Raw genomic sequence first — 24,510 nt, 5'->3', positions numbered from 1 at the left:
CTGCGAGTGTAGCAGACGCTTTCTCAGGCCGGACGGCTGGCGGCCCACAGGAAAACCAGTTGCGCCAGCGGCAGCAGGATGCACCAGAAGCCGAACCACATATAGCCGAAGGCGCCCGCCGTGCAGCCCAGCGCAAAGGCGGCCAGGGGCCACAGGAACTTGGTGCAGCGGGTGCGCGTTTCGGCGTCGGCGTGGCCGAGCAGGATGTCGGTGGAATCGAGTGCGAACTGGGTCACATTCCCCGTCATCATGGAAGTGGGCGCGAGCTGCGGCAGCAGGAGCTTGCTGGCGGCGCTGTGCGCGCCCATGGCGGCGGTGCCGAGCAGGCCGGCCGCCATCGCCATGCCGCTGACGCTGTCGCCGACCGGCGTGGCGAGCACGCCGCAGACCATGAAGCCCGCCATCAGCAGCGCTTCCAGCGCCAGCGCCAGGCGCAGGGCGCCGCCTTCGGGCAGCCTGGTTTTGAGGATGGCGATCCGCAGCAGCACGATGCCCGCGATGAAGGCCGGGAAGGCGAGGAATTTGAGCAGCACCGGCGCGCGCGAAAAGTCGGACAGGGTGGCGCCGATCAGCACGAAGTTGCCCGTCACGTGGGCCGTGAACAGGCCGAACAGGGCAATGAAGCCCACAGTGTCGATAAAGCCTGCGATGAAGGCGAGGTTGCCGCCAAAGAGTTGGGGCCGGGGTGCTGGCGGCATACTGGTAGCTTCCTGTTGTGTTGAAAAACCGATGGTGGCGCCGCCGCTGCGATGCTGCTACCCCACAAATGGGGGAGCGTGGGCGGCGCTCTTGCGCAGCACCTGGGCCACGGTTTGCAGCAGCAGGGCGGGCGTTACCGGTTTGACGAGGTAGTCGGTAAAGCCGTTTTCCAGCGCGCGGCTGCGGTCTTCGCGGCGGGCGAAGGCGGAGAGGGCGATCGCGGGCGTGCCGCGCACGCCGCCTTCCAGTGCACGCACGCGGCGAATCAGTTCGAAGCCGTCCATGTCCGGCATGCCGATGTCGGAGATCAGCAGCTGCGGCCCGCGCTGCCGCAGCAGTTCCAGCGCCTCCAGCGGTTTGTGGGCCGTGATGACGGTAGCGCCGGTCTGGGCCATGATCTCGCGCACCAGCTCCAGCGAATCGATTTCGTCATCCAGCACGAGGATGGTGGCGCCGGCCAGGTTCACTACCTGCATGGCTTCCTGCCGCGCTTCCTGCGGCATGCCGCGGTTCACGTTCCAGTCGGGCAGCGGCGCCTGTTCCGGCAGCACAATGCTGAAAGTGGTGCCGCGGCCTTCGCCCGCGCTGTCCACGGCGATGGCGCCTGCCTGCAGCTCCACCAGCTGGCGCGCAATCGCCAGCCCGAGGCCAAGGCCGCCGTGGCGGCGCGTGGTGGATGCGTCGGCCTGGCGGAAACGTTCGAACACATGGGGCAGGAAGTCGGTCTTGATGCCGATGCCGGTATCGCGCACCGCAATGCGCACGCCGCGCTGCGCATGCTCCAGCTGCACGGCGACCGTACCGCCCGGCTCCGTGAACTTGACGGCGTTCGACAGCAGGTTCCACATCACCTGCTGCATGCGGCTGGCGTCGCACAGCACCGGTCCCGCATGCGTATCGAGCTGGATGTCGAGGTGGATGCGTTTGGCCATGGCGGCCGGACGCACGGTTTCGATGGCGGCGGCGATGAAATCGCCAGGCCAGCAGGGCTTCATGGTCAGCCGTACCTTGCCCGAGATAATCTTGCTCATGTCGAGCAGGTCGTCGATCAGCTGCGCCTGCGCGCGCGCATTGCGTTCGATGGTGAGCACGGCCTTGCGCAGCGTCTCGCGGTCCTGGCCCGACTGGTGCAGCAGCAGCTGGGACCAGCCGAGGATGGCGTTCAGGGGCGTGCGCAGTTCGTGCGACACGGTGGCCAGGAACTCATCCTTCAGGTGGCTCAGGCGTTCCGCCTCCACCCGCGCTTCCAGCTCGTGCAGATACTGGGCCCGGCGTTCCTCGGCCGTGGCAATGGACGCTTCCAGCACGCGGCCGCGCGCTTCGAGCCGCGCGTCGTAGACCGACACCAGCAGCGCCACGGTGAGCACGGCCACCGTGGCCAACGTCACCAGCATGGCGAGGCTGTGCCGGCTCATGCCCGCTTTCGCCGCCAGGCAGATGCTGCCGTCCGGGAAGCTGGCCGCCGCCATGCCGGTGTAATGCATGCCGACGATGGCAAAGCCCATCAGCACGGCGGCTGCGCCTTGCGCCAGCGCGGCATGCGGCGTGGTTTCGCGCAGGCGGTAGCCGATCCAGATGGCGCCGGCCGAAGCGGCAATGGCGATCAGGATGGAGGCGGCAAACAGCAGCGGATCGTACTGGATCGCGGGCGACATCTGCATGGCCGCCATGCCGGTGTAATGCATGGTGGCGATGCCCACGCCCATCAGCACCGAAGCGGAAGCGAAGCGTTTCAGCTCCAGGCGCGGGCTCTGCATCTGCTGCAGGGCGAGGCCGGAAACAATGATGGGGAGCAGCAGGGACAGCAGGGTAATCGTGAGGTCATAGCCCAGCGGTATGGGCAGGCGGAAGGCCAGCATGCCGATGAAGTGCATGGCCCAGATGCCGCTGCCCATGGCGGCGGCGCCGCCAATCGTCCATGCCCAGGAGGACATGCCGTGGGATTGCTTGACGCGGCCAGCCAGGCTGAGCGCCGTGTAGGAAGCGAAGATCGCGACAGCGATCGAGATGAAAACCAGCGAGGGTTCGTAGCGCCCGGTTAGCATAAGCGACAGTGCCTGTCATACCGTTGTCAGGCCAGACGGCGGATCCCCCGCAGGGGACCCGCGGAAACCATCAGCCCTTCTGGTTCAGTACCGAATGGTGGCGTGCATAGGCAAAATATACCACCAGACCGATCAGCAGCCAGATACCGAAAGCCACCCAGGTCAGCCAGTGCAGGTAAGTCATCAGCACGACGCAGAAGATGACAGCCAGCGCCGGGATCACGGGCACGCCCGGGCAGCGGAAGGCGCGCGGCAGGTCCGGACGCTTCTTGCGCAGGATGACCACGGCCACGGAGACCAGCGTGAAGGCGGCCAGGGTGCCGATATTGATCAGCTCCGTCAGCACGTTCAGCGGCACCAGCGCAGCGATCAGGCCGAAGGCGATGCCGACCACCCAGGTGGCGAAGAAGGGCGTGCCGTATTTCGGGTGCACGGTGGACAGCTTCTTCGGCAGCAGGCCGTCGCGCGACATGGCGAAGATGATGCGGGTCTGGCCGTAGGTCATCACCAGGATCACGGTGGTCATGCCGAGGATGGCGCCCAGGTCGACGAAGCCCGCCACCCAGTTTTCGCCCGCGTATTGCAGGGCCAGGGACACCGGATGGTCGATGCCGAGGAATTTCTGGAAGGGCACGATGCCGGTCATGATGGCCGATACCAGCACGTACAGCACGGTGCAGGCAGCCAGCGAGCCGATAATGCCGATCGGCAGGTCGCGCTCTGGACGTTTGACTTCTTCCGCCGCCGAGGTGACAGCGTCGAAGCCGATGAAGGCGAAGAACACCAGCGCCGCAGCGCTCATCATGCCGCCCACGCCGAAGGGCATGAAAGGCTGCCAGTTGGCCGGCTGCACATGGCGCGCGCCGACGACGATGAACAGCAGCACCACGCCGACCTTGATCGCCACCATGATGTTGTTGACGCGCGCCGATTCGCGCACGCCCCAGGACAGCATGGCCGTCAGCACCAGCATGATGATCAGGGCAGGCAGGTTGAAATATGTGGTCACGCCCGGCACCGCGCCCGGCGCGGCGGTCAGCACGCTGGGCAGCGCGATGCCGAAACCGGACAGCAGCGACTGGAAGTAGCCGGACCAGCCCACCGACACGGCGGAGGTGGCGAGGCCGTATTCCAGCATCAGGTCCCAGCCGATCATCCACGCCACCAGCTCGCCGAGGGTGGCATAGCTGTAGGTATAGATGGAACCGGCGACCGGAACGCTGGAGGCGAATTCGGCGTAGCACAGGGCGGCAAAGCCGCAGGCGCAGGCCGCAACGATAAAGGAAATGGTCAGGGCAGGACCGGCGGTCAGGGCGCCGGTCCCGGTCAGTACGAAGATGCCGGTGCCGACGATGGCGCCGATACCCATCAGGATCAGGTCGAACGGGCCGAGCACCTTTTTGAGGCCTCCGGGCGCGCGTCCTGCCGCCAGCATGTCATCCAGGTTTTTTGTTCTGAAAATACTCACTATGTCTCCATTTGGTCCAGGGATAACGAGCCCTGGAAATGGCTACATTTATGATGAGCATCGCCATGGGCTGCCGAATACTAGCACAGCCCGATGGCAGTTTGATCAGGAATTGGCCCTGCCGCTTTGTATCGTAAAGTTGCGGCCCGCGCCGAGCCACTCGGTGAACCAATATAACAACGCTGTTGCCGGAAATGCCATGCCGGCCAGCAGCGCGGCCTGCCAGCCGAAGCGGGCAAAGACCCAGCCGCCCAGCGCGGAGCCCAGGGCGCCGCCGGCAAAAAACAGGGCGAAATACAGGCCGTTCAACCGGCTGCGCACCTCGGCGCCGAGGCTGAAGATGGCGCGCTGGCCCAGCACCAGGTTGGCGGCCACGCCCATGTCCAGGATGATGGAGGCCAGCACCAGCACGGCGAGCGCAATGCCGCGCGAGCCCGGCGCCAGCAGCGGCAGCGCGAACCCGAGCACGCCGAGCAGCAGCGCGGCCGCGGTGGCGGGCAGCGTATGGCCACGGTCGGCCAGCTTGCCCGCGACGGGGGAAGCGACGGCCCCTGCCATGCCCACCAGCGCGAAGATGGCAATGCCGGTTTGCGACAGGGCGAACTGCGGACCGGCCAGCATCAGCGGCGTCACGGTCCAGAACAGGCTGAAGGCGCCGAACAGGCCCGCATGGTAGGCCGCTCGGCGGCGCAGCAGCGGCGTGGCGGCGAACAGCTGCCACAGCGAGGCAATCAGCCTGGGGTAAGGCAGGGGCGAACCGGGCACGCGCTGCGGCAGGGCTTTGCGCAGCACGAGGGCCAGCAGCAGGATCAGGACGGCCGCGCCGCCGAACACCACATGCCAGCTGCTGGCATCGGCAACCAGGCTGGCAAGCGGGCGGGCCAGCATGATCCCCAGCAGCAGGCCGCTCACCACCTTGCCTACCGTGTGGCCGCGCGTGGATTCGTGCGACAGATGGGCCGCGAATGGCACCAGCACCTGCGCCACCACCGAACCGAGGCCGATGGCGAGTGCCGCCGCGAGGAACTGCCAGGCGCTGGTGGCGAAGGCGGCGGCGCCGAGCGCCAGTGCGGTGAGCAGCAGGCCGCCGGTGACGAGGCGGCGGTTTTCCAGCAGGTCGCCCAGCGGCACCACGAACAGCAGGCCAAGCGTGTAGCCGACCTGCGTCAGCGTGACCACCAGGCCCGCGGCCTGTTCGGAAAGGCCGGTGGCGGCCGCGATCGGGCCGGCCAGCGTCTGTGCGTAATACAGGTTGGCGACAATCAGGCCTGCGGCCACCGCCAGCAGCAGCACCATGCCGCGTGAGATATCGTTTTTCATGATGTTTTTCCTCGAATGAGTGGGATGAAGGCCATTCTAGGAAAAAGCGATATAAAGATAATCAGTGCATAATGCGCCTATACTTTTCATTTAATGTGAACAATCATGGACAAAGTGAAGGCCATGCAGACCTTCGTGCGCATCGTGGAGGCCAACAGCTTCACCAAGGCGGCCGAGACCCTGAACCTGCCGCGCGCCGCGCTGACGGCCACGCTGAAAAATCTGGAGGCCTATCTCGGCGCCCGCCTGCTGCAGCGCACCACGCGCCGCCTGTCGCTCACGCCGGACGGCGCCCAGTACTACCAGCATTGCCTCGATATCCTGGCCGCCATCGATACGGCCGAACTGTCCTTCCGCGGGCCGGACGCGCGCAAGCCGAAAGGGCGGCTGCGCGTGGACCTGCCGGGCGCGCTGGGACGCAATGTGATCCTGCCGCGCATCGGCGAGTTCCGCGCCGCGTATCCGGAAGTGGAGCTCACCATCAGCGTCAGCGACAAGCTGGTGGACCTGACACAGGAAGGCATAGACTGCGCGGTGCGGGTGGGAGCGCTGCAGGATTCGGCGCTGGTGGGGCGCCAGCTCGGCACCATGCGCTTCATGATCTGCGCCGCGCCTTCCTATATCGCGCAATACGGCCTGCCGCGCAGGGCGGAGGAACTGGCCGGGCACTGCGGCGTAGTGCATTTCTCGGGCCGCACCGGCCGCGCCTTCGACTGGGAACTGGAAACGCCGCGCGGCAGCATCAAGGTGGCGGTGAACGGGCCGGTTGCCGTCAACGACGCCGATGCGAACCTGTGCTGCGCGCTGCAGGGACTGGGGCTGGCGCAGCTGGGACGCTACCAGGCCCGCCCATGGCTGGAAAGCGGCCGGCTGCAGGAGGTGCTGCCCGGCGTGAGGCCGACCAGCATGCCCGTCTCGCTGCTGTATCCGCAGGGGAGGATGGCCGCGCCGCGCCTGAGCGCCTTTGCCGACTGGCTGGCGGCGCTGTTCGCCGCCGATGAGGATTTATGCCTGTAGCAGGGGATCAGTGCAGCAGGCGGTTGCGCTTGTAATCGAAATAGCGGCTGGGCTGATGCTGGCGGTGAGCGAGTTCGGCCCGGTCCAGGCGCGCCTGAACCAGGCGGTGCCAGGCATCGGCCCAGCGCAGGGCCACCGTGGTTTCCTCCGGCGAGCTGGCAGCGAGCGTGCGCTCGACGGCGGCTTTCTGGCGTTGCAGGGCGTAGGAAACTTGTGCGAATTCGTTCATCGGTCAGACTCGGCTCAGTATTTGAGGGACCCGCTTGCCCTCAGGAAGTTCCATTTTCCCCGATCTGCCCATCTTTATATGTGCGCCAGTTCACGTAGGACAGAGATTACATGGCGCTATGTTCCTGTACTACATAACGGAAACCGGTATTCCGATACTGCTGTGCAAGCCGACGCAATAAAGTAACGCTAACAAAAGAACAATTCATTGCCAAGGTGAACAGCATGTACAAAACCGAATTCGAAACCGCCAAGCCTTCCGTCCCAGCCTCCATGCTGCGTACGCCGCGCGCTGCGTCGCCGGCCGTCAGCATCATCGGCGCCCAGCAGAACGACCTGCTGCGCGCGCTGCCACGGGAAGACCTGGAACGCCTTTTCCTCGACCTGGAGATGGTGTCCCTGCCGGTTGGCAAATGCCTGTACAACCTGGGCGACAAGATCGAGTACACGTATTTCCCGACCAATGCCATCGTGTCGCTGCAGTATGTGACCGAGGAAGGCGCCACCACCGAAATCGCCATGGTGGGCCACGAGGGTGTGGTGGGCGTGACCATGTACCGCGGTGAGCGCGCCAGCAATACGGCCGTGGTGCAGTCGGCCGGTTATGGCTACCGCCTCCGTACCGAGACCTTGCGCGAAATGTTCAGCGAAGGCGGCGTGCTGGCGCACCAGCTGATGCGCTATACCAGCTCCCTGTTTGCGCAGCTGGCGCAGAACGTGGTGAGCAGCCGCCACGCCAGCATCGAGCAGCGCCTGTCGCGCTGGCTGCTGGAGCGCCTGGACCGCTCGCCGACCACGCAATTGAAAGTGACGCAGGAACTGATCGCCAACCTGCTGGGCGTGCGCCGCGAAAGCATCACGGCCGCCGCCGGCAAGCTGCAGGCCGACGGCCTGATCCAGTGCCGCCGCGGCGTGGTGCAGGTGGTGGACCGCGCCGGCCTGGAACGCATTGCGGGCGCCTGCTATTTCGCGGCCCGCGCCATCTTCCCGGACGCGGTGCAGACCCACTAAGCCCGCGCCACGAATTCCCGTAACGCAGTATGTTTCGGGAATGGAAATCCAACACGACCCAGTAGAAGAAGACGCCGTCGGGGAACCGGTGCGCGTCTCGCCGCGCTTGCTGTGGTTCATCGGCCTGCTGCTGGCCGTGCTGCTGGCGGGCGGCGGCTATGTGGTGGCCGAACATATCATGACCAGCAAGGCCATCGAGCAACTGGGGCGCTCGGTGGCGCACGGCGTTCCGCCGGCCGTGGCCCCACGCACGCCGGCTGCTGCCGTGCGCCCTGTGCCGCCGGCGGCGCCGCCTGCTCCCCAGCCTCAAGGCGACTGGATCGGCGGCGATGCCGACCTGGCCGCGGAGACCAGCGGCAGCAGCAGGGCCGCCGGGGATACGGCGCAGCCTGGCGGCGCCTTGCGTGTGAGCGGCGGTGCGGAGCCGGTCGATGGCCGGGGCGGCGCCGAAGCACAGGGGGGCTTCGACACGGCCGGCAGCAGCGGCGCCGGCGCGGCGGGCGGGGCACGCGCGCCGGCGGCGCAGGAAGAGGGCAGCCGTAGCCGGCGTGCGCGTGCGCCCGGCTACGACGTGGAACTGGAACGGCATTACAGTACGGTCTTTGCGCGCTGTCCGCGTCCCGGCGTGCCGGGCGCCGTGGAGTGCAGACGCGCCGTCTGCGCCGGCGCCGCGCGCAAGACGGCAGCCTGCCGCTACTACGCCGACGGGCGCGATTAGGGCGCGCGCTCGTCCAGCACGGCAATCAGCTGGTCGCGCTGCTCCTCGATCAGGTCCTGGGCGGCGCTTTCGGCAATGCCGGAAGCCTCCAGCACGAAGGCCGTCAGCTGCAGGCCGGTTTCCAGCGTTTCCGGAATCACCTGGCTGGCGCCCGCGTTCTTCAGCATCAGCGCATGTTTGGGGTCCCGCGCCCGCGCAAACAGCGGCACGCCGGGGCAGAGCTGGCGGATGCGGTGCGCTGCATGCAGGGCGGAGGTGGGATCGTCCATCGTGAGCACCACGGCGGCCGCCTGGTGCGCATTCACGCGTGCCAGCAGTTCCGGCATCGAGGCGTCGCCTGAATAGACCGGCGCACCGGATTTGCCGAGCGCCGCCACCAGCTGGTAGTCGCGCTCCAGCGCCACGAAGCGAATGTTTTGCGCACCCAGCACCTTGCCCACCAGCTGGCCGACGCGGCCGAAACCGGCAATCACCACGTGGCCGGCCAGGCCTTCCGGCGGCACCGCATCGGCGCTGTCGCCGGCGCGCGCATCGCGCCATTGCGAGAACAGCTGGCCGGCCTTGGCGGCGGCGGGCGAGACGAACATGCTGAGGCTGACCACCGTTACCATGAACTGGCTCAGGGCCGATTCCAGCACGCCGGTGGCGACCGCATAGCCGATCACGATGAAGGCGAATTCGCTGCCCTGGCCCAGCAGCAGGCCGCCTTCTACGGCGCGGCCCCAGCTCATGCGGCCGGCGTGCAGGATCAGCGTGATGACGGCGGCCTTGATGGCCAGCAGCCCGAACACCGAGAGCGGCAGCCAGAGCGGATTGCGCGCAATCTCGCGCAGGTCCACCTGCATGCCGACGGACATGAAGAACAGTCCCATCAGCAGGCCCTTGAACGGCTCGATGATGACTTCCACCTCGTAACGGTACTCGGTATCGGCCAGCAGCAGGCCAGCCAGCATGGCGCCCAGCGCCATCGACAGGCCGGCCACCGCCGTGGTGCCGGCCACGCCCAGCGTCAGCAGCAGGGTCAGGGCAAGGAAGCTTTCCGGATGCCGGTGCGAGGCCAGGCGCGCATACAGGGGCCGCACCAGGCGGCGCCCGATCAGGTAGAGCACGAGGATGGTGGCCACGGCCTTCAGCATGGCGATGCCGACTGCCGCCAGGATGCCGCCACCGCCGCCGCTGCTTGCCAGCAGCGGCATCAGGATCAGCAGCGGCACCACGGCCAGGTCCTGCAGCATGAGGATGGAGAAGCTGGCTTTGCCGAGGGCCGTGCCCAGCTCGTGGCGGCTGATCAGCAGCTGCATCACGATGGCGGTGGAGGAGAGCGCCAGCGTAATGCCCAGTACCAGGGCGGTTTCGACGCGGTTGCCGAACAGCCAGGCAATGCCGCCCAGCGCCGCGGCAGTGAGCCCGATCTGCGCCAGGCCGGCCCCGAATACCCAGCGGCGCCAGGACCACAGGCGGCCCGGCGACAGTTCGAGGCCGATCATGAACATAAGGAAGAGAATCCCGAGCTCGCCGATCGCCGCCACGCTGTCGCGGCTGCCGATCGTGATTTCCGCCAGCCAGGGCCAGTGCTCCGCCCACAGCGCGAGCCCGTTCGGCCCCACGGCAAGGCCGGCGGCGAGGAAGCCCAGCACCTGGTTGATGCGGAAGCGCTGCAGCAGGGGCACGAGCACCCCAGCCATCAGGAGAAAGATCAGGATTTCCCGCAGATGGGGGACGGCGCTATGTGCTTCCATGCCCGAACGATAGCAGCGCGCTGCAGTTTCGACAAGTTTTGCCTATGAATTATCGAAATTGGCATATTTGAGAAATTTATTGATTTCATGATTTTTGCTGATATAGTGGACGTATGAGCCCGCTGAACCTCCACCATATGCACCTGCCTGCCGCCCACGCCGCGGTAGGCGGTTCGCGCTGGGTCCTGGGCCTGCTAGCCGCGGGCGGTGCGGCCATCGTGCTGGCGCTGTACGGGCTGGCGCTCTATGGCTGGGCGGTATCGGCGGCGCTGCTGGCACTGGCCGCCATGGTGCCGCAGGCGGTCTGGATGCAGCGCGAGGCGGCCCGGCAAGCGGCACGGGCGGCGGCCGAATCGAAGGGCCGTTTCCTCAGCGTGATCTCGCACGAGCTGCGCACGCCGCTGAATGGCATTCTCGGTTTTTCGGAGCTGCTGGCGCAGGACGTGGCGCCGCATACACACCAGGCTGAATTCGTGCATGCGATCCGCGAGTCCGGCGCCTACCTGCTCAGCCAGATCAATGAAGTGGTGGAACTGAATTCGCTGGAAGCAGGGCGGGTGGCCTTGCAGCCGGGGACGCTGAACCCCGTGGCGCTGCTGGGGCAGCTGGAGGAAAGGCACCGGCGCGAGGCGGCGCGGCGCGACACCGTGCTGCACAGCCGTCCCGACCTTTCGCTGCCGCAGGCCCTGGCCTGCGATCCTTCCAAGCTGGAGCGCGTGCTGGATTTGCTGTTGCGCTACGCGATTGCCACCGGCGCCCGCACCGAAATCAGCCTCGAAGCATGGCAAACGCCGGCGATGGTGCATTTTGCCGTGCGTTCCGGCGGATTTGAGCTGGGCGACGCGGAACAGGAAGCCCTGTTCGACAAGTTCGCCCACTTCGACGAGTCGTCCACCCGGCATACGAGCGGCTTCGGCCTGGGGCTGACGATCGCCTGGCGCCTGGCCCAGCTCATGGGTGGCAAGCTCAGCGTCAGTTCGGGCGCCGCCGGCACCACGCTCGAACTGGCCCTGCCGCGTCAGGCGTGACGGGCGTTCGCGTGGCGGCGCGAAAATAGCTTGGCCGCCACCACGGCGCCGGCCAGTCCGGCCACGATGGCCGTGGTGCTGCCGGAGAAGCCGACCGCCGTGTTCTTCGCGATGGAACCGGCCTTCGGCGCCACCAGCTGCATGCGGCGGCGGGTCATTTCGGCGCCCAGCTCATCGAGCTTGTCCTTGCCCAGCATGCGCTCCGCTTCAGGCAGCAGCACGGTTTCCTCATCGGCTACGTGGTGCATCACGTCGCGCATCAGCTCGTTCATCAGCTCATCATGGCGGCGCGTGGTGGGATCGGCGGCGCGCAGCTCGGCGATAATGCGGCGCATCTCGTTATGCTCGGGCACCGACTTCTGGATGGTGGGTTCCTGGCCGTTCAGGTTGCGGATGACCGGGTAGAACACTTCCTCTTCCAGCGTGGCATGGATTTCCAGCGCGGTGCAGATGGTTTCGGCCAGCGCCTTTTTCACTTTGGGGCGCGAGGTAGCGGTGTACTGGTGGAAAGTGACCAGTACATGGGAATGGTCGAAGCGGATCATGTCCGTAATCGACGGACTCAGTTTATTCAGAGAAAACATGGATGCTCTCCTGTGGCTTTGGGCTAGTGAGACCATCTTAGCCGCTGCAACAGCCGCGCCGCGTAGGAAGGCGGCGCAGGCTGCTGTCAGCCGATTCCGCAAACCTCAGCCAGCCACGGGCTCAGGCGTAGCGGGTGGCGGGGCGGCGGTTCTGGGCGGCGGCGAACAGTTTGCCGCTCAGTTCTTCGAACTGCTTCCACAGCGTGGCGTCTTCCACCGAAGGCAGGGTCACGGTTTCGCCGAGGTCGAGGCCGGCCAGCGCGGCGTCCACGCAGTCTTCGGCCGACATCACCGCTTCCTGGTTCAGGTTCTCCAGCGGCACGCCGGACAGTTCCCAGATATCGGTGGCGGTGGCAGACGGCGCAACCAGCTGCACGCGTACCTTGGTGCCGGCGACTTCGTTCTGCAGCCCGCGCGTGAAATGGTTCACATAACCCTTGGTGCCGCTATAGATGGTGGCGCCCGGCAGGTGGGCGAAGCCGAGGATGGAGCCGATGTTGACCAGGGTGCCGGCATTGCGCGCAATGAATTTCGGCAGCACGGCATACGTCAGGCGGGCCATGCCGTTCACGTTGACGTCGTTCATGGCATCGAACTGCGCGCGCGTGGTGCCGCCGATCGGCGCTACCGTGGACACGCCCGCATTGTTGACCAGCAGCGTGATGCTGTCGTCCGCTTCCAGCCGGGACGCCACGCTTTCCAGGTCGGCCTCTTTGCCCAGGTCGGCGGCGATGGTGCTGACGTTCACGCCGTATTGCGCCTGGATGCCGGCGGCGATTTCCGCCAGGCGGTCGCCGCGCCGCGCAATCAGGATCAAGTCGTAGCCGCGGCGGGCGAGGCGGTCGGCATAAACGCGGCCGAGGCCGGCGGAGGCGCCCGTTACAACTGCAGTGCCCTGGGTCGATTTGCTCATGGTGTTCTCCTTTGAGGTTTTAAACATGATGATTATCATGCTTGGATAGCTGAAGCATGATGGATATAATGTTTGTTGTCAACGACATTTTTTCGAAGGAGGCGATAGCGATGCGCTATCCAGCAGCCGAGACGGCAGCCAAGCACCAGAAAATCCTCGACGCGGCGGCACGCCTGTTCCGCGAGCGCGGCTTCGGCGTCAGCGTGAGCGAGATCATGAAGGCGACCGGGCTCACGCACGGGCCGTTCTACAATCACTTCGCCTCGAAGGAAGCGCTGATTGCCGAGTGCTTCGCGCATGCGGCGGAGCAGAAGCTGGCGGAGCAGGCCGCCGCCAGCGCCACGCCGGAGGGCCGCGCGGCCTGGGCCGATGCCTACCTGAGCGCCGAACACCGCGACCAGCCGGGCGAGGGCTGCCTCCTGGCGGCATTGGCTGGGGATGCGGCGCGCGAACCGGCCGTGCGGCCCGAACTTACGGCCTATCTGAAGGAAACGCTGAGCAGGGGCGAGGCAGTGGCGCCGCGCGAAGAGGTGCTGCGCCGCGCGGCGATGATGGTTGGCGCGGTGATTCTGGCGCGGGCCGTGGAGGATGCCGGATTGTCGGCAGAGCTCCTGGCTGCGGCACGCAAAGGGTTATAGCTGTCGTTCCCGCGCAGGCGGCGGTCCACCTGCGCGGGAATGACAGGTCAGTTGCGGATTTCGAGCGCGCGGTTCAGGCTCAGTGCCGCCAGCGAACCGACTGCGCCGGACAGCAGGTAGAGGCTCACATACGCCAGGCCGAAGTGCGCCGACAGCCCCAGCGCCACCAGCGGTGCGAAGGCCGCGCCCACCAGCCATGCCAGGTCCGAGGTCAGGGCCGCACCGGTGTAGCGGTACTTGGCCTGGAAGTTCGCCGTCACCGCGCCTGCGGCCTGGCCATAGGACAGGCCGAGCAGGCAGAAGCCGACGATGATGAACAGGTCCTGCCCCGTTTCGCCGCCTTCCATCAGCATGGGCACGAAGCCGCTGAAGATGGCGATCAGCGTGGCCAGCGTGCCTAGCGTACGGCGGCGGCCGAAGCGGTCGGCGATCAGGCCGGACAGCACGATGGCGCCCGCCGCCAGTGCCGCGCCCACCATTTCCAGCAGCAGGAAGTCTTCAATCGAGCGCGTGGAATACAGCGTGATCCACGACAGCGGGAACACCGTCACCAGGTGGAACAGCGCATAGCTGGCCAGCGCGGCCAGCGCGCCGATGATGACGTTGCGGCCCTGGTTGCGCGAGAGCTCCACTACATTGGTCGGCTCCAGTTCGCGCTCATCCAGCAGGCGCGAATACTCGGGCGTGGAGACCAGGCGCAGGCGCGCGAACAGCGCCACCACGTTGATGGCGAAGGCCACGAAGAAGGGATAGCGCCAGCCCCAGTCGAGGAAGTCCAGGCCGGACAGCGCCTCCAGCATATAGGCGAACAGGCCGGCCGCCACGATGAAGCCGAGCGGCGCACCAAGCTGGCCCAGCATCGCGTACCAGCCGCGCTTGTTCTCCGGCGCGTTCAGCGCCAGCAGCGAAGGCAGGCCGTCCCAGGAGCCGCCCAGCGCCACGCCTTGCCCGATGCGCAGCAGCGCAAGCAGCACGATGGACACCGCGCCCAGGTCCGAATAGGTGGGCAGGAAGGCCATGCCGACCGTGGAGCTGCCGAGCAGGAAGAGGGCGATGGTGAGTTTGGCTTCGCGCCCGAAGCGCTTCTGCACCGCCATCAGGGCGATTGTCCCGAAGGGGCGGGCGATGAAGGCCAGGGCAAAAATGGCAAAGGACCACAGCGTGCCTTCCAGCCGGTCTTCAAAAGGGAAGAAGACAGAAGGGAACACCAGCACCGATGCTATGGCATATACAAAGAAATCGAAGTATTCGGAAGTACGCCCAATCACCACACCGACCGCAATTTCGCCGGGGGCGATGTGGCCATCGCGGGCATTCACGTTGCGTGCGCCCTGGCTCGTTGGACTTGGCTGATAATCGGCGTTCGTTTCGCCGCCGTAGGTAGTCGTCGTGGCCATGTTTCTGTCTCTCTTAAATCTCTGATAAGTCGTTATTGCACGGGTCTCGCGGCTGGAAGGGGACATGTGGGACAAAGTGTCCAATTCCGGAAAGCTGCCCGTCCCAGTACAGTAGCATGATCTCCACACTCTGTAGCGCACTTACCGCATGAAATATATGAAACATTGCCGCGGACTGTTGCTTCTGCCCCTGTTGCTCCTGGCTGGATGTAATACAGTGGTGCTGAATCCGTCCGGCGACGTCGCCCGCCAGCAGGCCGATCTTGTCATCGTTGCCACGCTGCTGATGCTGCTGATCGTTGTTCCCGTCATCGTCCTCACGCTGCTCTTCGCTTACCGTTATCGCAAAGGCAATACGCAAGCCAAGTACAGCCCGGACTGGGACCACTCCACCAAGCTGGAACTGGTGATCTGGGGCGTGCCACTGCTGCTGATTATCGTGCTGGGCGCGATCACCTGGATCAGCACCCACCTGCTGGATCCTTACCGCCCGCTGCAGCGCATCGACGAGAAGCGCACCATCGCGGCCGGCACCCAGCCCATGGTCGTGGAAGTGGTGGCGCTGGACTGGAAGTGGCTGTTCATCTATCCGGAGCAGGGCATCGCGACCGTGAACGAACTGGTGACGCCGATCGACCGCCCGCTCAAGTTCAAGATCTCGGCGTCGACCGTGATGAACGCTTTCTATATTCCTTCGCTGGCCGGCATGATCTACGCGATGCCGGGCATGGAAACCCAGCTGAACGCGGTGATGAACAAGGTCGGCGTGTATGACGGCCTGTCCACCAACTACAGCGGCGCGGGCTTCTCCGGCATGCGCTTCAAGTACCACGGCGTGACCCAGGAAGACTTCGACGCCTATGTGGCCAAGACCAAGGCCGGCGGCGGCGCGCTGACCCGCGCGGCCTACCTGCAGCTGGAAAAGCCGAGCGAGCGCGAACCGGTGCGCCGCTATGCGGACGTGGACCACGACCTGTACGACGCCATCGTGAACCGCTGCGTCACGCCGGGCACGGTCTGCATGAGCGAACAGATGCACCACGATATGCAGCGCGTGCAGATCGACGCTGCGGCCAAGGCGCAGCAGGCGAAGGCCGGCGAGACCAATATGGCCAAGCTGGAAGCCGAAGTGTGCGTGACCCCGGCCGAACAGGCCAAGGGCGCTGCGCAGCCAACCATTTCAATGAAGAAGTAATATGCACGAGCCAATCGAAACCTCTACGAGTCTGCTGCTCGGCCGCCTGGGCTGGCACGCGATTCCATTCCATGAGCCGATCCTGATCTACACCTTCGTCGCCGTGATGCTGGGTGGTGTGGCGGTGCTGGGCGCAATCACCAAGTTCAAGCTGTGGGGCACCCTGTGGCGCGACTGGATCTGCTCCATCGACCACAAGAAGATCGGCATCATGTACATGATCCTCGGCCTGGTCATGCTGCTGCGCGGCTTCGCCGATGCGCTGATGATGCGCCTGCAGCAGTCGATCGCCTTCGGCGATTCGGCCGGCTTCCTGCCGCCGCACCACTACGACCAGATCTTCACCGCCCACGGCGTGATCATGATCTTCTTCGTGGCGATGCCGCTGGTGACGGGCTTCATGAACTACGTGGTGCCGCTGCAGATCGGCGCGCGCGACGTGGCTTTCCCCTTCCTGAACAACTTCTCCTTCTGGATGACGACCATGGGCGCCGTGCTGGTCATGGCTTCGCTGTTCGTTGGCGAATTCGCGCGCACCGGCTGGCTGGCGTATCCGCCGCTCTCCGGCATTCTCGCGAGTCCGGACGTGGGGGTGGACTACTACATCTGGTCATTGCAGATAGCGGGGGTAGGGACGCTGCTGTCAGGGATCAACCTGATCGTCACCATCGTCAAGATGCGTGCGCCGGGCATGGACCTGATGAAGATGCCGGTCTTCACCTGGACCGCACTGTGCACCAACATCCTGATCGTGGCCGCCTTCCCGGTGCTGACCGCCGTGCTGGGCATGCTCGGCCTGGACCGCCTGTTCCACACCAACTTCTTCACGAACGACCTGGGCGGCAACGCCATGATGTACGTGAACCTGATCTGGATCTGGGGCCACCCCGAGGTCTACATCCTGATCCTGCCGGTATTCGGCATCTTCTCGGAAGTGGTGTCCACTTTCTCCAGCAAGCGCCTGTTCGGCTACACCTCCATGGTGTATGCAACGATGGTGATCACCATCCTGTCCTACCTCGTGTGGCTGCACCACTTCTTCACGATGGGCTCGGGCGCGAGCGTGAACTCCTTCTTCGGCATCACCACGATGATCATCTCGATCCCGACCGGCGCCAAGATCTTCAACTGGCTGTTCACCATGTACCACGGCCGCATCCGCTACGAGCTGCCGATGATGTGGACCGTCGCCTTCATGGTGACCTTCGTGATCGGCGGTATGACCGGCGTGATGCTGGCCGTGCCTCCGGCCGACTTCGTGCTGCACAACAGCCTGTTCCTGATCGCCCACTTCCACAACGTGATCATCGGCGGCGTGCTGTTCGGCCTGTTCGCCGGCATCAACTACTGGTGGCCGAAGGCTTTCGGCTACAAGCTGAACGTCTTCTGGGGCAAGATCAGCTTCTGGTGCTGGGTGGTCGGTTTCTACCTCGCCTTCATGCCGCTGTACGTGATGGGCTTCATGGGCGTTACCCGCCGCATGAACCACTTCGAAGACCCGAACCTGTGGATCTGGCAGCAGATCGCCCTGGTGGGCGCGCTGACGGTAGCTGCCGGTATCGGCGCCATGCTGATGCAGTTCTATGTGTCAGTGCGCGACCGCAAGAAGAACCTGGACGTGACGGGCGACCCATGGGGCGGCCGCACGCTGGAATGGTCCACTTCCTCGCCGCCGCCGGACTACAACTTCGCCTTCACGCCGATGGTGCACGACAACGACACCTGGGCCGACATGAAGAAGAACGGCTACCAGCGTCCGCTGCGCGATTTCGTGGCGATCCACATGCCGAAGAACACCGGCGCGGGCTTCATCATCGCCGCCATCAGCGCGGTGCTGGGCTTCGCCATCATCTGGCATATGTGGCTGCTGACCGGCGCCGCCTTCGTGGCGATGATGGCCGCGATCATCATCCATACGTTCAACTACAAGCGCGACTACTACATCCCGGCCGACGAAGTGACCGCCGTGGAAGAGAAGCGCACCAAACTGCTGGAAGCCCATGCCTGAGATGACTGCAACTACTGACCTGAGCTCGCGCTACTACGTGCGCGAGCACCATCCGGAGAACGGCACGCTGCTGGGCTTCTGGATCTACCTGATGAGCGATTGCCTGATCTTCGCCTGTCTGTTCGCCACCTATGCGGTCCTGGGCCGCAACTTCGCCGGCGCGCCTTCGGGCGCCGAGCTGTTCGACCTGCCGCTGGTGGCCCTGAATACGGCCTTCCTGCTGCTGTCCTCGATCACCTACGGCTTCGGCATGCTGTCCGCCTATGCGAAGAAGCAGCGCGCGGCGATCGGCTGGCTGGTGCTCACCGGCCTGCTGGGCGCGGCCTTCCTGTTCCTGGAGCTGTACGAGTTCTCGCACCTGATCCATGAAGGCTACGGCCCGCAGCGCAGCGGCTTCCTGACCGCCTTCTTCGCCCTGGTGGGCACCCACGGCCTGCACGTGACCTTCGGCATCGTGTGGCTGGTGACGCTGCTGTTCCAGGTCGGTAAACACGGCCTGACGCCGGAGAATATCCGCCGCCTGAGCTGCCTGTCGATGTTCTGGCACTTCCTGGACGTGGTCTGGATCGGCGTCTTCACCTTTGTCTACCTGATGGGAGTCCTGCCATGAGCGCACACCACGACCACCACGATGATCACCATGGCCACGGCGATGGCCATGACCACGGCAGCGTGAAAAGCTATGTGATCGGCTTCATCCTGTCCGTGATCCTGACGGCGATTCCGTTCTGGCTGGTGATGAACCGCAGCATGGACAGCCAGACCACGGCCTTTGTGATCCTGGGCTTCGCTGCCGTGCAGATCGTTGTGCACATGATCTACTTCCTGCACATGAACGCGAAAGCGGAAGGCGGCTGGAATATGCTGGCCCTGATCTTCACCGTCGTCATCCTCGTGATTACGCTTTCCGGTTCGCTGTGGGTCATGTACCACATGAACAAGAACATGATGCCAGCGCCGATGCCCGGATCGTCGCACCAGATGTCCGGCATGAACTGATGCCGGACGCGCTGAACGTGTCAACAGCGCCCGCAGAACCGCGCCGTCCGCCCACCGCGGCGGCGCGGTTTTTCTTTGCGGGCCTGGCACTGCTCCTGTTCTGCGTGTTCGCCGCACTGGGCACCTGGCAGGTCAAGCGCCTGCAGTGGAAGCAGGCGCTGATCGCCCGCGTGGAGGCGCGCGTCGATGCCCCGGCCGTGCCGGCGCCGCCGCGCGGTCGATGGGGAGCGGTATCCGCCGCTTCCGACGAATACCGCCATGTGTCGCTGCGGGGCAGCTTCCTGTACGCGCAGACTGCGCGCGTGCAGGCCGTGACCGAGCTGGGCGCCGGCTTCTGGCTGCTGACGCCCATGTGCACGGCGGATGGCATCGTGTTCGTGAACCGCGGCTTCGTGCCGGTGGGGCCGGCGCCTGAACCGGCGCCGCGCGCCGCAGCGGATGCCTGCGCGCACGCCGGGCCGCCGCTCATGCTGACCGGCCTGCTGCGCATGCCGGAACCGGGCGGCGGCTTCCTGCGCAAGAACGATCCCGCCAACGACCGCTGGTATTCGCGCGATGTACAGGGGCTGGCGGCTGCGCGCGGCCTGCAGCACGTTGCGCCTTTCTTCATCGACGCCAGGGCAGGCCAGGAGCCTGCCGATGCACCGGGCAAGCCGGTGGGCGGCCTTACCGTAATATCATTCCATAATAACCATCTGGGCTATGCTCTGACCTGGTATGCATTGGCCGCAATGACGGCCGGCGCCTGGTTCTGGCTGCGCCGAACGACAGGGAAAAGGAATGACGGGGATAATCGACCTGAGTGACAAGATGAAGCAGCCCGCAAGCGGCCCGGCCGTGGTGCAGGAAGCCGCCGGGCACAAGAACATGATGCAGCTCATCGAGCTGCGCTGGATCGCCGTGATCGGCCAGATCACGACGATTGCCGCCGCCATCCTGGGCTTCGACATCCAGCTGCCGCTGGTGAACATGCTCGAGGTGCTGGCCTGCCTGATCGCCTTCAATATCGCCAGCCACCTGCGCTGGCATGAAAGCCGCACGGTCTCGAATGGCGAGATCTTCCTGGCCCTGCTGGTGGACGTGGGCAGCCTTACGGCCCAGCTCTACCTGAGCGGGGGCGCCAGCAATCCCTTCGCCTTCCTCTACCTGCTGCAGGTCATCCTCGGCGCCGTGCTGCTGAAAGCATGGTCGACCTGGGTCATCGTGCTGGTGACGTCGGCCTGCCTCGCGGGCCTGGCCTTCATCTCCAAGCCGCTGCCGCTGCCCATCGACTACGAGCGCGGCATCGAAAGCCTGTATGTGCAAGGTGTGCTGATCTGCTTCATGCTGATCGCCGCGCTGCTGGTGATCTTCATCAGCCGCATCTCGCACAATGTGCGGACCGGCGACGCGGAGCTGGCCACCATGCGCCAGCGCGCGGTGGAGGAGGAGCATGTGGTGCGTATGGGCCTGCTGGCCTCCGGCGCGGCGCATGAACTGGGCACGCCGCTGGCGACGCTGTCCGTCATCCTCGGCGACTGGCGGCGCATGAAGGAGTTCAAAGGCAATCCGGAACTGCTGGAGGAGATCGGCGAGATGGAAACGCAGCTCAAGCGCTGCAAGACCATCGTCAGCGGCATCCTGCTGTCGGCCGGCGAGGCGCGCGGCGAGTCCTCCGTGAAGACCACCATCAATACCTTCCTCGACGAGCTGGTGGACGAGTGGCGCGACAGCCGGCCCGTGAAATCCTTCAGCTACGAGAACCGCATCCGGCAGGACAGCCCGGTGGTGTTCGATTCCGCCCTCAAACAGATGATCTGCAATGTGCTGGATAATGCGCTGGAAGCTTCGCCCAACTGGCTGGGCATGGAGGCCACGCGCGACGACGGCAACGTGACCTTGCGCATTACCGATGCCGGTCCCGGCTTCCCGGAACCGATGCTGGAGGATTTCGGCAAGCCTTACCAGTCCAGCAAGGGCAAGCCGGGCGGCGGGCTGGGGTTGTTCCTGTCGGTGAATGTGGCGCGCAAGCTGGGCGGCGCCGTGTCGGCGCGCAACCGCAATGAAGGCGGGGCGGAAGTGATGATTACCCTGCCGCTGTCGGCAATCAAACTGGAAGAGGAGGGCGCATGAGCGAGGAGCGGGTACTGCTCATCATCGAGGACGATGAGGCCTTCGCGCGCACGCTGAGCCGTTCTTTCGAACGGCGCGAATACACGGTGCTGCTGGCCGCCACGCTGGACGAAGCCACGGCGCTGCTGGCGCAGCACAGCCCCGGCTATGCGGTGGTGGACCTGAAGCTGAAGGGCAATGCCTCCGGCCTGGCCTGCGTGCAGATGCTGCACCAGCACGATCCGGACATGCTGATCGTGGTGCTGACCGGCTACGCCAGCATCAACACGGCGGTGGAGGCGGTGAAGCTGGGCGCCGTGCAGTACCTGGCCAAGCCTTCGAACACGGACGATATCGAAGCCGCCTTCGGCCACGTCGCGGGCGCTTCCGAGGTGGAAGTGACGAACCGAACCACCTCCGTCAAAACGCTGGAGTGGGAGCATATCCACGCGGTGCTGGCCGAAACCGAGTTCAATATTTCCGAAGCGGCGCGCCGCCTCGGCATGCACCGCCGCACCCTCGCGCGCAAGCTCGAAAAGCAGCGCGTCAAATAGCCTAGTGCGCCATCAGCACGGGAATCGTCATCGTCTGCAGCACGGTGGCGGTGGCGCCGCCCAGCAGCAGTTCGCGGTAGCGGGAATGGCCGTAGCCGCCCATGACCAGCAGTCCGGCGCCGATGTCGGCCGCCAGCGACAGCAGGCCGTTGCCGACATCGATATTCAGGGGCTGGCCGAGCACCTCCGCATCGACGCCATGGCGCGCCAGATAGAGCGCGATATCGGCGCCGGGGCGTTCGCCGAAGCGTTCCTGGTCGCGGTGGCCGTTGAACACCACGATCGTGACCCGGCTTGCGGCCTTCAGCAGCGGCAGGGCCAGGGTGGCGGCGCGGGTCGCTTCCTGGCTGGCGTCCCACGCCAGCAGGGCGTGGCCTCCCAGCTGGTCCGGGCAGCCCGCGTAAGGCGTGACGAGCACTGGCCGCGGCGCGTTCATCAGCACATATTCGGGCAGGTCGTAGCGCGAACCGGGCACCGCAAGACTGCGGTCGGTCTGGCCCACGATGACGATATCGCTGTAGCGTGCGCGCAGCGCCATGCCGCCGTCCAGATCGTCGTTCGCCAGGCACTGCTCGAATGAGGCGACGCCCTCGGCGCGCGCAATGCCGTCGAAATGCTCCAGTGCCGCCCGCGCTTCGCGGTGCATCTCCGCATATTGCTCCGCAATGGCCGGACCGCCCAGCGCTATGCTTTCCGGCAGAACGAAGCGCGAGACGCCGGTGAGGGCGATGCCAACCAGATGCGCGTCCTGCGCATTGGCGAGGCGGGCGGCCAGCCGTATGCGCGCTTCCGCGGCGGGCGTCCGGTCGGCATGGACCAGGATGGTCTTGTAGCTCATGACAGTCCTTTCAATGGGCAAACAGCACGGGAATCTGGGCGTGGGACAGCAGCGAATACGTCACGCCGCCCAGCAGCCATTCGCGGTAGCGGCTATGGCCGTAGCAGCCCGCCACGATCAGGCCAGCTTCCGTGTCGCGGGCCAGCCCGAGCAGCGCCTGGCCGATGGGAGCTTCGGTACGCTGGCTGAATACTTCGACCCGTATGCCGTGGCGCGCCAGGTAAAGCGCCATATCGGCGCCGGGCTGTTCGCCATGCAGGCCGCTCGTGGTATCCGGATTGAACAGCGCGAGCAGCACGCTGGAGGCGCGCTGCAGGATGGGCAGGGCCGCCGTCAGTGCGCGTGTCGCTTCCATGCTGCCGTCCCAGCCCACGATCACGGTGCCGCCCACCGGCTGGCCGTCGTAGGTGTCCGGCACCACGAGCACCGGGCGCGGGCTGTTCAGGGCAACGTATTCGGGCAGCATGGTCACGAGGCGGGCGCGCTCGCCGGCGGCGGGCAACTGGCTCGTGATCACCAGGTCGGCATAGCGCGCCTGCAGGATGAGCGCGTTCTCCGGGCTGTCCTCCGTCAGCCGCGCTTCGATCTGCCCGGCGCCAAGCCGGCGCGCTTGCGCCAGGCCGCGCTCCAGCCGCTGCCGCGCCGCTTCGCGCAGCTCGTCGTAACGCACCAGCGGCAAGGGACCGGTAAGGGCGCCGTCCATGTAGTTGTAGTCGCGCGGCGCCAAACCGGTGGCGGCGCTGGCGACCAGGCGCGCATCCCATTCCTCCGCCAGTACCGCCGCGGCGTGCAGGCGGCTGTGCTGGGATGGGCTGTCGTCGATATGCACCACGATGGTCTTGATCATAAAGCCTCCTCAATGTGGAACTTCCACGGTTACTTTAGTAGTCTGTTTGCGCTGCGTCATCAGCACTTTTTGATGCAGATCAAAATCCCTGAAAAAATATTCTTGCGCCACTCCGGGCGCACATCCCCTACAATCGCCGCATGAAACTCGCCATGTTCAGCGCACAGCCTTACGACCGCCGTTCGTTCTCGGAGGCCCTCGCGGCTTCCGGCATGCAGGTGGACCTGGTGTGCCACGAAGCCCGCCTCGTGCCCGAAACGGCGGTGCTGGCCGATGGCGCGGACGCCGTCTGCGTGTTCGTCAACGACAGGCTGGATGCGCCAACGCTGGATGTGCTGGCGGCACAGGGCGTGCGTGCGGTACTGCTGCGCTGCGCGGGCTACAACCAGCTGGACGCGGCGGCTGCGGCGAAGCACGGCCTTTTCGTGGCGCGCGTGCCTGCGTACTCTCCGGAGGCCGTGGCGGAACACGCGCTGGCGATGATCCTGACGCTGAACCGGCACACGCATCGTGCCTATGCGCGGGTAAGGGAAGGGAACTTCTCGCTGGAAGGCCTGCTGGGCAGCACGCTGCACGGGAAGACGGCCGGCATTGTCGGCACCGGCAAGATCGGGCTGGCCACGGCGCGCATCCTGCGCGGTTTCGGCTGCCGCGTGATCGCTTACGATCCCATGCCGTCCGCCGCGTTCGCGGCACTGGGCGAAGCGGTGGCGCTGCCGAAACTGCTGGCAGAATCGGACATCGTGAGCCTGCATTGCCCGCTCACCGACGCCACCTGGCATATGCTGGATGCGCAGGCGCTGGCGCAGATGAAGCCGGGCGCCATGCTGGTGAACACCTCGCGCGGAGGCCTGGTGGACACGCCGGCCGTCATTGCGGCCCTCAAGAGCCGGCACCTGGGCGCGCTTGCCATCGACGTTTATGAGCAGGAAAGCGAATTCTTCTTCCATGACCATTCTTCCGAGATTATTGAGGACGACGTGCTGCAGCGCCTGATGACTTTCCCGAATGTGCTGGTCACTGGCCACCAGGGTTTCTTCACGCAGGAAGCGCTGCGCGAGATCGCCGATACCACCCTGTTCAACCTGGAATGCTGGCGCAGCGCCGCTTCCTGCCCCAATGCCATAGAACTGCCGCCCGCCCGATAGCGGCCCGCTATCGGCCCGATTGGTA

Annotated in this window: 24 protein-coding genes; 13 read left to right on the top strand and 11 right to left on the bottom strand. The window is 65.5% G+C overall.

Features of this window, described 5'->3' with window-relative positions:
* Positions 1-23 precede the first annotated feature (23 nt).
* From ACJRPG_RS09815 to ACJRPG_RS09800, 4 genes are all read right to left on the bottom strand, one after another.
* Positions 24-698, bottom strand: a complete 675-nt coding sequence (locus ACJRPG_RS09815) for a YoaK family protein (protein WP_407999879.1) — start codon at positions 696-698, stop codon at positions 24-26.
* Between the two features lie 57 nt (positions 699-755).
* Positions 756-2,744 carry an MHYT domain-containing protein gene (locus tag ACJRPG_RS09810; protein ID WP_407999878.1) on the bottom strand — a complete coding sequence of 663 codons (1,989 nt, stop codon included), beginning with the start codon at positions 2,742-2,744 and terminating at the stop codon, positions 756-758.
* Positions 2,745-2,814: 70 nt separating this feature from the next.
* The gene (gene bcaP, locus ACJRPG_RS09805) at positions 2,815-4,212 is read right to left on the bottom strand and encodes a branched-chain amino acid transporter BcaP (RefSeq protein WP_407999877.1); all 1,398 of its coding nucleotides are present in this window, start codon (positions 4,210-4,212) and stop codon (positions 2,815-2,817) included.
* 105 nt (positions 4,213-4,317) lie between these two features.
* Complete coding sequence (locus ACJRPG_RS09800; protein ID WP_407999876.1) at positions 4,318-5,532, bottom strand: MFS transporter; 1,215 nt, start codon at positions 5,530-5,532, stop codon at positions 4,318-4,320.
* Positions 5,533-5,637: 105 nt separating this feature from the next.
* Between ACJRPG_RS09800 and ACJRPG_RS09795 the strand changes: the two genes are divergently transcribed.
* Positions 5,638-6,549 (top strand): LysR family transcriptional regulator, encoded by a 912-nt coding sequence (locus tag ACJRPG_RS09795; protein WP_407999875.1) that lies wholly within the window; start codon positions 5,638-5,640, stop codon positions 6,547-6,549.
* A 7-nt stretch (positions 6,550-6,556) separates the two neighbouring features.
* Here the strand turns inward: ACJRPG_RS09795 and ACJRPG_RS09790 are convergent, their stop codons facing one another.
* Positions 6,557-6,778 (bottom strand): hypothetical protein, encoded by a 222-nt coding sequence (locus ACJRPG_RS09790; protein ID WP_407999874.1) that lies wholly within the window; start codon positions 6,776-6,778, stop codon positions 6,557-6,559.
* Positions 6,779-7,050: 272 nt separating this feature from the next.
* Here ACJRPG_RS09790 and ACJRPG_RS09785 point away from each other — a divergent pair, with 272 nt between their 5' ends.
* Entirely contained in the window at positions 7,051-7,788 is a 738-nt protein-coding gene (locus ACJRPG_RS09785) for a Crp/Fnr family transcriptional regulator (RefSeq protein ID WP_407999999.1), read from the top strand.
* A 40-nt stretch (positions 7,789-7,828) separates the two neighbouring features.
* Positions 7,829-8,506, top strand: coding sequence for a hypothetical protein (locus tag ACJRPG_RS09780; protein ID WP_407999873.1), 678 nt, complete (start codon positions 7,829-7,831; stop codon positions 8,504-8,506).
* Here ACJRPG_RS09780 and ACJRPG_RS09775 read toward each other — a convergent pair.
* The gene (locus ACJRPG_RS09775) at positions 8,503-10,245 is read right to left on the bottom strand and encodes a cation:proton antiporter domain-containing protein (RefSeq protein ID WP_407999872.1); all 1,743 of its coding nucleotides are present in this window, start codon (positions 10,243-10,245) and stop codon (positions 8,503-8,505) included. The genes ACJRPG_RS09780 and ACJRPG_RS09775 overlap by 4 nt on opposite strands.
* Before the next feature lie 113 nt (positions 10,246-10,358).
* Between ACJRPG_RS09775 and ACJRPG_RS09770 the strand changes: the two genes are divergently transcribed.
* Positions 10,359-11,273 (top strand): sensor histidine kinase, encoded by a 915-nt coding sequence (locus tag ACJRPG_RS09770; RefSeq protein ID WP_407999871.1) that lies wholly within the window; start codon positions 10,359-10,361, stop codon positions 11,271-11,273.
* Here ACJRPG_RS09770 and ACJRPG_RS09765 read toward each other — a convergent pair.
* Both ACJRPG_RS09765 and ACJRPG_RS09760 read right to left on the bottom strand, forming a co-directional pair.
* Positions 11,264-11,857 (bottom strand): hemerythrin domain-containing protein, encoded by a 594-nt coding sequence (locus ACJRPG_RS09765; protein ID WP_407999870.1) that lies wholly within the window; start codon positions 11,855-11,857, stop codon positions 11,264-11,266. The two genes, ACJRPG_RS09770 and ACJRPG_RS09765, sit on opposite strands and share 10 nt — an antisense overlap.
* 121 nt (positions 11,858-11,978) lie before the next feature.
* Positions 11,979-12,770, bottom strand: a complete 792-nt coding sequence (locus tag ACJRPG_RS09760) for an SDR family NAD(P)-dependent oxidoreductase (RefSeq protein WP_407999869.1) — start codon at positions 12,768-12,770, stop codon at positions 11,979-11,981.
* Between the two features lie 110 nt (positions 12,771-12,880).
* On the opposite strand from ACJRPG_RS09760, the gene ACJRPG_RS09755 reads away from it, so the two are divergent.
* A complete protein-coding gene (locus tag ACJRPG_RS09755; RefSeq protein WP_407999868.1) occupies positions 12,881-13,408 on the top strand; it encodes a TetR/AcrR family transcriptional regulator in 528 nt (175 codons plus the stop codon).
* A gap of 47 nt (positions 13,409-13,455) precedes the next feature.
* Here ACJRPG_RS09755 and ACJRPG_RS09750 read toward each other — a convergent pair whose 3' ends face one another.
* A complete protein-coding gene (locus ACJRPG_RS09750; RefSeq protein WP_407999867.1) occupies positions 13,456-14,805 on the bottom strand; it encodes an MFS transporter in 1,350 nt (449 codons plus the stop codon).
* Positions 14,806-14,953: 148 nt separating this feature from the next.
* On the opposite strand from ACJRPG_RS09750, the gene cyoA reads away from it, so the two are divergent.
* Genes cyoA through ACJRPG_RS09715 form a run of 7 tightly spaced genes read left to right on the top strand, consistent with a single transcriptional unit; the run spans position 14,954 to position 21,652 of the window.
* Entirely contained in the window at positions 14,954-16,000 is a 1,047-nt protein-coding gene (cyoA, locus tag ACJRPG_RS09745; protein ID WP_407999866.1) for a ubiquinol oxidase subunit II, read from the top strand.
* 1 nt (position 16,001) lies between these two features.
* Positions 16,002-18,008 carry a cytochrome o ubiquinol oxidase subunit I gene (gene cyoB / locus ACJRPG_RS09740; RefSeq protein WP_407999865.1) on the top strand — a complete coding sequence of 669 codons (2,007 nt, stop codon included), beginning with the start codon at positions 16,002-16,004 and terminating at the stop codon, positions 18,006-18,008.
* On the top strand, positions 18,001-18,618 hold the full coding sequence (cyoC, locus tag ACJRPG_RS09735; protein WP_407999864.1) for a cytochrome o ubiquinol oxidase subunit III: 618 nt from the start codon (positions 18,001-18,003) through the stop codon (positions 18,616-18,618). Before cyoB ends, cyoC begins: the two co-directional genes overlap by 8 nt.
* A complete protein-coding gene (gene cyoD / locus ACJRPG_RS09730; RefSeq protein ID WP_407999863.1) occupies positions 18,615-19,007 on the top strand; it encodes a cytochrome o ubiquinol oxidase subunit IV in 393 nt (130 codons plus the stop codon). Before cyoC ends, cyoD begins: the two co-directional genes overlap by 4 nt.
* A complete protein-coding gene (locus tag ACJRPG_RS09725; RefSeq protein WP_407999862.1) occupies positions 19,007-19,813 on the top strand; it encodes an SURF1 family protein in 807 nt (268 codons plus the stop codon). The genes cyoD and ACJRPG_RS09725 overlap by 1 nt, the downstream gene beginning before the upstream one ends.
* Before the next feature lie 4 nt (positions 19,814-19,817).
* Positions 19,818-21,119 carry an ATP-binding protein gene (locus ACJRPG_RS09720; RefSeq protein ID WP_407999998.1) on the top strand — a complete coding sequence of 434 codons (1,302 nt, stop codon included), beginning with the start codon at positions 19,818-19,820 and terminating at the stop codon, positions 21,117-21,119.
* Positions 21,116-21,652 carry a response regulator transcription factor gene (locus tag ACJRPG_RS09715; RefSeq protein WP_407999861.1) on the top strand — a complete coding sequence of 179 codons (537 nt, stop codon included), beginning with the start codon at positions 21,116-21,118 and terminating at the stop codon, positions 21,650-21,652. Before ACJRPG_RS09720 ends, ACJRPG_RS09715 begins: the two co-directional genes overlap by 4 nt.
* A gap of 1 nt (position 21,653) precedes the next feature.
* Here ACJRPG_RS09715 and ACJRPG_RS09710 read toward each other — a convergent pair whose 3' ends face one another.
* On the bottom strand, positions 21,654-22,490 hold the full coding sequence (locus ACJRPG_RS09710; protein ID WP_407999860.1) for a universal stress protein: 837 nt from the start codon (positions 22,488-22,490) through the stop codon (positions 21,654-21,656).
* Positions 22,491-22,500: 10 nt separating this feature from the next.
* Entirely contained in the window at positions 22,501-23,337 is an 837-nt protein-coding gene (locus tag ACJRPG_RS09705) for a universal stress protein (protein ID WP_407999859.1), read from the bottom strand.
* 140 nt (positions 23,338-23,477) lie between these two features.
* Between ACJRPG_RS09705 and ACJRPG_RS09700 the strand changes: the two genes are divergently transcribed.
* A complete protein-coding gene (locus tag ACJRPG_RS09700; protein WP_407999858.1) occupies positions 23,478-24,485 on the top strand; it encodes a 2-hydroxyacid dehydrogenase in 1,008 nt (335 codons plus the stop codon).
* The last annotated feature ends 25 nt before the right edge of the window (positions 24,486-24,510 follow it).

Source organism: Pseudoduganella rhizocola, from assembly GCF_045984285.3.
Lineage (GTDB): Bacteria > Pseudomonadota > Gammaproteobacteria > Burkholderiales > Burkholderiaceae_D > Rugamonas.
Note: the sequence above shows the minus strand (reverse complement) of the source record. Positions and strands in the feature narration are given on the sequence as shown.